This window comes from Schlesneria sp. (genome assembly GCF_036405755.1).
Lineage (GTDB): Bacteria > Planctomycetota > Planctomycetia > Planctomycetales > Planctomycetaceae > Schlesneria > Schlesneria sphaerica.
Genome location: NZ_DASWWZ010000368.1, coordinates 1 through 7,112 on the forward strand (window position 1 = coordinate 1; position 7,112 = coordinate 7,112).

Sequence of the window (7,112 nt, forward strand, 5' to 3'; positions counted from 1 at the left end):
CTCTGCTTTTTTGCGAATCTCGTTGAGATCATCGTTGTAGTGAATGGTTGTAAAAGCGGGGGTGGGGACACCGAACAGTTCAAACTGCTCTTTTGCGGCTGACTTGCTGAATGCCAGTCGCGATGCCACGGCGCCGCTTCCGGTATAGCGAACACCCGCTTCGTCGAGAATATGCTGGACTTGACCGTCCTCACCGAAAGAGCCGTGCAGAGCCACGAAGGCGACATCAAACTGCGACCAGTCGATCCCTGCCACATCGACGATGGCGGGATCAAGCTGCAGCACCTGATGCCCGGTCTCGGTCAGGGCGTCGGCGACTGCCTGACCGCTTTTCAGGCTGATTTCCCGCTCTTCCGAATCCCCGCCAGCGAGGACAGCGACACGCAGTGGAGTTGTTTTGGGAGACATAGACCGCATCCTTGCGATTGTGTTTTCAGTCTCGAACGGCAAATCCGCGACAATCCTTGTCGCGGAAGACTACGGGACAAGGATTGTCCCATCACCTATCCGATGAATTCGTCTTTGAGGAAGACAAACTGGCCCAATGAATCAACTAGCGCGCACCCAGTTCGACGACAGGAAGGCTCTCCCGCCGAAAGCGGCTCACACGGTTAATATCACAAGATCCGACGACCGAAGCCGCAAAAGGCGCGAACGGCATCCCGCGTCTGAATCCAGCTCTCGACGCGCGCGAACGCTACCAGATTTTGATTTCCGGCTCTAGATGGACTCCGAACTGCTCGGAAATCTTCGATCGGACCAGGTCGATCAAACGTAACACGTCGCTGGACTTGGCACCGGGGTACGTCACGATGAAGTTGGCGTGACGTTCGCTGATCTCGGCACCGCCAATCCGCGTCCCTTTCAGTCCCGCCTGCTCGATCAGCATACCGGCCCGCTGACCGCGAGGGTTCTTGAAGATGCAGCCCGCAGACTGCGAGCTGAGTGGCTGAACAGCTTTTTTGGCAATCCAGTTCATCTTGAGCTTCTGTGAGATGGCTTCAGGATCGTCGGAGCGAAGCTCAAACTCTCCTTCGAGAATCAGAAGTTCATTCAGGTTGCTTTGTCGATAATCGAACGAGAGTTCATCCTGACTGCGGACGACGACTTCGCCCAGGGAGGTCAGGCCCGTCACGCTGGTGACCAGTTGCGAGATTTCTCCCTGTCGGCCCCCGGAGTTTCCGCACAAGGCGCCGCCGATCGTTCCGGGGATCCCCGCCAGATTCTCGAAACCTGACAGGCCGGCACGGACTGTCTCCGAAATCACGCGTGAAAGGAGCGCACCGGAGCCGGCCCGTACCTTGTTTCCTTCGATATGCACTTCTGCAAAGACCGGGGAGGTCAGTCGAATGACGGCTCCACTGACCCCTTCATCTTTGACGAGCAGATTCGATCCGCCCCCCAGAATGTGGATGGGGATCTGTTCTTCATGACAGACAGTCACGAATTGCTTTAACTCCTCCACAGATCGGGGTGTGACCAGATATTGGGCGGGACCCCCAAGTCGCAACCAGGTGTAGGGTGCCAACGGTTCGTCCCGTTGCAGAATTTCATTGAACGCGTCGAGTGAACTCATAATGTATCCGGTCGATGTCGCCAGCCCCCATGGTCACGATGAAATCTCCGGGGCGCATTGCATCCTCTAATGTGTTCACGATCTGGTCAAGCGACGGATAGAACCTGGCCTTCACGCCATTGGCTGAGATCCGTTCCGCAAGCTGCCCGGCGATGGCGTGTGGTTCCTGATTCACGGATTCCCTGGCCGCATATACGGGGGCGATGATAACTTCGTCGGCCATGGCGAAACTTGCAGCAAACTCGTTCATCAAGGTGACTGTCCGCAGAACCTGATGTGGTTGGAATACGCACCACAGGCGGGCAGTCCCTGCGATGTCGCGCAGGGTTTGCAGTGTGATTTTGACCGCCGTGGGGTGATGGGCGTAGTCATCAAACAGTTGTGTTCCCCGGCATTCCCCCACACGTTCCAACCGACGCCGTATACCGTGGAAGTCAGTCAGTGCCTGCTGAATCGTTTCCACTGAAACGCCGATTTCGGCCGTGATGGCGGCGGCAGCCAGCGCGTTCCCGACGTTATGAAGGCCGTGCAGGGGCAGGTTGATCCGACTGATGGGATGGCTGTGATGCAGGAGTTGAAACTCTGTTCCCCGCGAGGTCTGGGTGATGTCCGTCGACCGCCAGTCAGCAGCGAGCGAAGTCCCGAACGACGCCCGCCGGGCCGATGTCGAAGCGTGCCTGGCGACAGAGGTGGAGGTTTCTGAGTCCGCGTTAAACAACAGCACACCGTCACCGCAGGTTTGCGAGGCAAACCGGGTGAAGGCGGTTTCAAGGGCTGGCAGGGTTGGGTAACAGTCGAAGTGGTCAGGCTCGACAGACAGGATGACGTTGTATCTGGGGTGAAAGTCGAGAAAGCTCTGCTGAAATTCGCAGCTTTCGGCGACGAACAAATCTCCCCGGCCGGTCCAGCCACTGCGGCCTGAATCGCACATTTCCGCGCCGAGGACAACACCCGAGAGGCGGTTTGCTCTCTCCAGAATTTTTGCCGTCATGGCTGTGGTTGTGCTTTTCCCGTGCGTTCCGGCGATGCAGACGGCTGCTCCAGTCCGGGCCAGTTGGCTTACCCTCTGACTGTACGATTGCTGGGGGATTCCTCGCCGTTCCGCCTCTTTTCGTTCGACGTTATCGGGACGGATTGCCGGGCTGTAGACAAGTTGGGCAGTCCGGGGCGGAATATTCTGAGCTGCGTGCCCGTGGCGAAACAACAGGCCTCGGTTCATTAACTTCTGGATTGCGGGGGGGGCAGGTTGTAAGTCAGACCCGGACAGCGACCAACCCTGATCCATCAGAACTTCCGCCAATGCGCGCATGCCGCTTCCGCAAATGCCGACAAGGTGAGCCGATGCAGGGGAATCGCTGTTCATGGAAATCCGATTTAGTGTTCCCGGAGGAGTGAGAAGTGGCAGGCTCACCCCGGTCGCAAAGGTCCGTTTTTTCGTCCGGAAGTTGTCGAATTCAATATTCGTAAGGTGCGGTGAGTGAACGACTTGTCACTATCAGAAGGGCTCGGTTGGTTGATCCCAAGACGTTTACTGGATAAACTGCTGTCTGAGTGAAGCCGCCCGCTGGCGTCTGGGGTGATCGTCATGAGCACCGCATTGGTTGCATCCTGGTTTGCATCACGAACGTCGTGACGAAGAAACTCATCGACTCTGGAAACCCCTTGATGTCGCAAATTGTCGAAATTCGCCGAAGCGACGATCCCCGTGACGCCATCCACCGGGCGTGTCATCGCCTGGCGGAAGGTGATCTTGTCGCGTTCCCGACGGAGACAGTTTATCTGATTGTCGCGAATCCGCAGAGCCCCGAGGGTGTCGAAAAACTTGTTTCTCTCGAGTCGCAAGCTCCTCGCACATTGCTGCTCAAGTCTCATTTCGAGCTGTGGGACTATGTCCCCAAGTTGCCCGCGAATGCAGATAAACTCGCGCGCAGGGGCTGGCCGGGGCCGCTGACACTCGGGCTGAATCAGTCGCTGGTGAGCGGCTTGTTTAACGATCTGGCGGAACATGCGCGGCGTGCGCTGCTTGCCGACGACAAAGGCATTCGGTTTCGAGTTTCGGCTCATCCCCTGTTAATTGATACACTTCGGCTTTGCCCGACCCCGCTGATTGCCAGCTCGGAAGTCTCGGCCCTTCACGGTCCCATGCCAAGAAACGCAGCAGAAGTCGCTGCGCGGTATGGCGATCGGGTATCGATGATTATTGATGACGGCCCCTGTCGATACGGCGACCCTTCCACCGTCGTGAACGTGTCGGAAAAGGAATGGAACGTCTCAGAGCAGGGGGTCGTTTCGGAATGTACCCTCAAGCGGCTTTGCAGTGAGGTTTACCTCTTCATCTGCACCGGAAATACCTGTCGAAGCCCTATGGCGGAAGCCTTATTTCGCCGACTGCTGGCCAAACAATTAAAGTGTCAGGACGAAGAATTGATCGACCTGGGATTTAATGTTCTGTCAGCGGGAATGTCGGCGGGAAGCGGTTCGCCGGCCAGTCGCGAGGCGGTCAATGTGCTGGCGGAAGACGGAATTGACCTTCGAAATCACGAAAGCCAGCCACTCACGGAACGACTTCTGCTACACGCCGATCATGTCCTGACGATGACTCGCGGCCATCGTCAATCCATTTTGAACCTGTATCCGGATCTGGCTGACCGAGTTCGACTGCTTTCGTCAGAGCAGGGCGACATTGCCGACCCTTATGGTGGTGGTCCGCGTGACTACGCGGAATGCAAGGAGAGCATCGAGAAAAATCTGAAAATGTTAATTTCGCAGCTCGTCCCTCTCAGATCGTAAACTCTTCGCGGGCCGAGATTTTTGTTATGATTCGGTCGCAGTGAAGCATCCTGAATTCCCGACCGTCCAGAGATTCGAGTCGCTCTTTATGAAAATTGTTGTCGCCAGTGATCATCGTGGCTTTCAGGTGAAGGGCAGGATTCTTGCCCAGGTCGCCGAGCTGGGCCATGAGACGATCGATATGGGGCCGGTGAACGCGGATATCGTGGATTATCCCGACTTTGGGGCTCAGGGTGCCCGCGCCGTTTCCGACAACGAAGCCGATCGAGCGATTCTCATCTGCGGCAGTGGAATTGGGATGAGCATCGTCGCCAACAAGTTTCCCCGCGTGCGGGCCGCTTTGTGTCATGACGAATTGACCGCCGAGATGAGTCGTCGTCATAACGACGCAAATGTCCTGTGCCTGTCGGCCGATCTGTTGGGGGAACGACTGACATCCCGGATGATCGAGATCTGGCTCGGCACAGAATTTGAAGGGGGGCGACACGCCCGCCGTATCGGCAAGATTGCTGATCTGGAAACACAGGACGATCTTCCTGCTGCGGACTGTACACCATGTAGCTAGGGTGCGGTCCGGATTGCGATCTGAGCTCTCGCAAATCAGAATAGGCGTGAAGTGTTCGTCGACCCCGGCGGCATCGCGTTGATCAATTCATTACCAAACAGTACCAACAAAACTTTCGCTGATGCGAACGGAGTCTTTGCTGAATGAGTCCCGAACAATTGAAGTATTCCACGACTCACGAATGGGTCGCGATCGAAGGTGATACCGCTACGATCGGTATCACCGACTTTGCTGCCCAGCTTCTGAGCGACCTGGTCTTTGCTGATCTTCCTGCGGTCGGCAAGAAGCTGGTTCAGGGACAGCCGTTCGGCGAAGTCGAAAGCGTCAAGGCGGTGAGTGACCTTTATTCTCCCGTGACGGGGGAAGTGATTGCAACGAACGAGCGGCTGACCGAACGGACTGGTGCCGACGGCAAGGCACTCTCTGCCGAGTTGGATCTGCTGACCAACAGCCCGTTCGAAGAAGGCTGGATGATCAAGGCAAAAGTCGCAAATCCTGCAGAGCTGGCGTCGCTGCTCGATCAGTCTCAATACAAGTCACACTGCGAGCAATCGGGTCATTGACCATTTCCAAAGGTTTTTTAAGTGTCTTACCTGTTTTGTACACCCGACGAGCAACAGCAGATGCTCGATCGGATCGGTGTTGATTCCCTGCAAACTCTGATCGATCAAATTCCCGCAGAGCTGCAGCTTCGCGGTCCGCTGAACCTGCCGCCTGCCCTGACGGAACTGGAGCTGGAACAGCATCTCGCCCGGTTGGCATCGCGTAATATCGGCGCTTCAGCGCGGGCCTGCTTCATGGGTGGTGGCGCGTACGATCACTACATCCCGAGTGTCGTCGATGAAATCGCGTCACGAGGGGAGTTCTATACGGCTTACACGCCCTACCAGGCGGAAGCGAGTCAGGGAACGCTACAGGCGTTCTTCGAATTCCAGTCAATGATCGCTCAGTTGACCGGTTTGGACGTTGCGAACTCCAGTCTCTACGACGGTGGAAGCGGCGTTGCCGAAGCGGCCCTGATGGCGATGCGATGCACGAATCGAACCGGCCGAATCGTCGTCGCCGGATCCTTGAATCCGGAATACGTCGAAACGCTGAAGACGTACCTTGTCAACAAGACGACCGAACTGGTTGTCGTTCCGACGCCGGGCGGCTCTGTCGATCTGGATCAGTTGGAAAAAGAAATCAACGACCAGACGGCCTGCGTCATCATTCAGCAGCCGAACTTCTTTGGCTGCCTTGAAGATCTGGAAGCTGTCGGGAAGCTGGCTCACCAGTCAGGCGCCCTGTTCGTGGTTTCGTTCGATCCTCTCAGCCTGGGAATTCTGAAGCGTCCCGGAGATGTGGGAGCCGACATCGCGGTCGCCGAAGGCCAGTCGCTGGGAATCCCGCTGCAGTTTGGGGGGCCCTTCCTGGGAATTCTGGCCTGTCGTCAGCAGTTCGTCCGGAAGATGCCGGGACGATTGATCGGACAGACCGTTGATCGAACTGGCAAGCGATGCTTCTTCCTGAATCTGCAGGCTCGTGAGCAGCACATCCGCCGCGCCGGTGCGATGAGCAACATCTGCACGAACCAGGGGCTCATGGCATTGCGAGCAACCGTCTATCTCTCCTTGCTGGGCCCGCACGGTTTGAAGGAAGTCGCAGAACTCAGTTGTCGCAAAGCCCACTATGCGGCCGATCGGCTTAAAGTGATCGACGGATGTGAGCTGCTGTTTGGTCGGCCATTCTTCAAAGAATTTGTCCTGAAGTATAAGCACAGCGCCGACGTGGCAATTCGTAAGGCCGCCAGCGCGAACATTGATATCGGTCCAGCGCTGAGTCGGATTTCAGGCCTGGACTGGATTCCCGAGGCAGATCGTGACAACTGTCTGCTGGTCGCAGTCACCGAGTCGCGAACGAAGGAAGAGATTGATCGACTGGTCACGGCACTCGCCGGGAACTAGCGTCGCTCGATTCCGATGAAATTGAAATGCCCCTGGTGGTCCTGTTGAGCCCATCAGGGGCGTTTTCATTTCGGTTCTCTCGCAGTCCTTTCGGGCTGGTTCCGTGACGTGTGGGTCTCATACGTCGAACTGAATTCCCTGAGCAAGCGGGAGCTGTGTTGAGTAGTTAATCGTGTTGGTCGCCCGGCGCATGTAGTTTTTCCAACTATCGGAGCCGGACTCGCGCCCGCCACCC

At 56.8% G+C, this 7,112-nt stretch carries 6 protein-coding genes and 1 pseudogene; 4 read left to right on the forward strand and 3 right to left on the reverse strand.

From position 1 onward, the window contains the following. The 3 genes and pseudogenes from VGE80_RS12635 to murC all read right to left on the reverse strand — a co-directional run. Positions 1–408: pseudogene (locus VGE80_RS12635) on the reverse strand (D-alanine--D-alanine ligase); the annotation flags it as partial. A 289-nt stretch (positions 409–697) separates the two neighbouring features. Beyond that, positions 698–1,576 (reverse strand): UDP-N-acetylmuramate dehydrogenase, encoded by an 879-nt coding sequence (gene murB, locus VGE80_RS12640; protein WP_373653715.1) that lies wholly within the window; start codon positions 1,574–1,576, stop codon positions 698–700. Next, entirely contained in the window at positions 1,551–2,939 is a 1,389-nt protein-coding gene (gene murC / locus VGE80_RS12645; protein ID WP_440592924.1) for a UDP-N-acetylmuramate--L-alanine ligase, read from the reverse strand. Before murC ends, murB begins: the two co-directional genes overlap by 26 nt. 302 nt (positions 2,940–3,241) lie before the next feature. Between murC and VGE80_RS12650 the strand changes: the two genes are divergently transcribed. The 4 genes from VGE80_RS12650 (at position 3,242) to gcvPA (ending at position 6,877) form a co-directional block, all read left to right on the forward strand. Further along, positions 3,242–4,366, forward strand: coding sequence for an arsenate reductase/protein-tyrosine-phosphatase family protein (locus tag VGE80_RS12650; RefSeq protein ID WP_440592925.1), 1,125 nt, complete (start codon positions 3,242–3,244; stop codon positions 4,364–4,366). Positions 4,367–4,454: 88 nt separating this feature from the next. Further along, on the forward strand, positions 4,455–4,931 hold the full coding sequence (gene rpiB / locus VGE80_RS12655; protein ID WP_373653712.1) for a ribose 5-phosphate isomerase B: 477 nt from the start codon (positions 4,455–4,457) through the stop codon (positions 4,929–4,931). A 143-nt stretch (positions 4,932–5,074) separates the two neighbouring features. Further along, a complete protein-coding gene (gcvH, locus tag VGE80_RS12660; RefSeq protein WP_440592926.1) occupies positions 5,075–5,494 on the forward strand; it encodes a glycine cleavage system protein GcvH in 420 nt (139 codons plus the stop codon). Positions 5,495–5,515: 21 nt separating this feature from the next. Next, on the forward strand, positions 5,516–6,877 hold the full coding sequence (gene gcvPA / locus VGE80_RS12665) for an aminomethyl-transferring glycine dehydrogenase subunit GcvPA (protein ID WP_373653710.1): 1,362 nt from the start codon (positions 5,516–5,518) through the stop codon (positions 6,875–6,877). Positions 6,878–7,112: the final 235 nt, after the last annotated feature.

Excerpts from the sequence above, each read along its gene's own strand:
- murC (WP_440592924.1), bottom strand. The coding sequence starts at position 2,939 with ATGAACAGCGATTCCCCTGCATCGGCTCACCTTGTCGGCATTTGCGGA.
- murB (WP_373653715.1), bottom strand. The coding sequence starts at position 1,576 with ATGAGTTCACTCGACGCGTTCAATGAAATTCTGCAACGGGACGAACCG.
- gcvH (WP_440592926.1), top strand. The coding sequence starts at position 5,075 with ATGAGTCCCGAACAATTGAAGTATTCCACGACTCACGAATGGGTCGCG.
- rpiB (WP_373653712.1), top strand. The coding sequence starts at position 4,455 with ATGAAAATTGTTGTCGCCAGTGATCATCGTGGCTTTCAGGTGAAGGGC.
- VGE80_RS12650 (WP_440592925.1), top strand. The coding sequence starts at position 3,242 with ATGTCGCAAATTGTCGAAATTCGCCGAAGCGACGATCCCCGTGACGCC.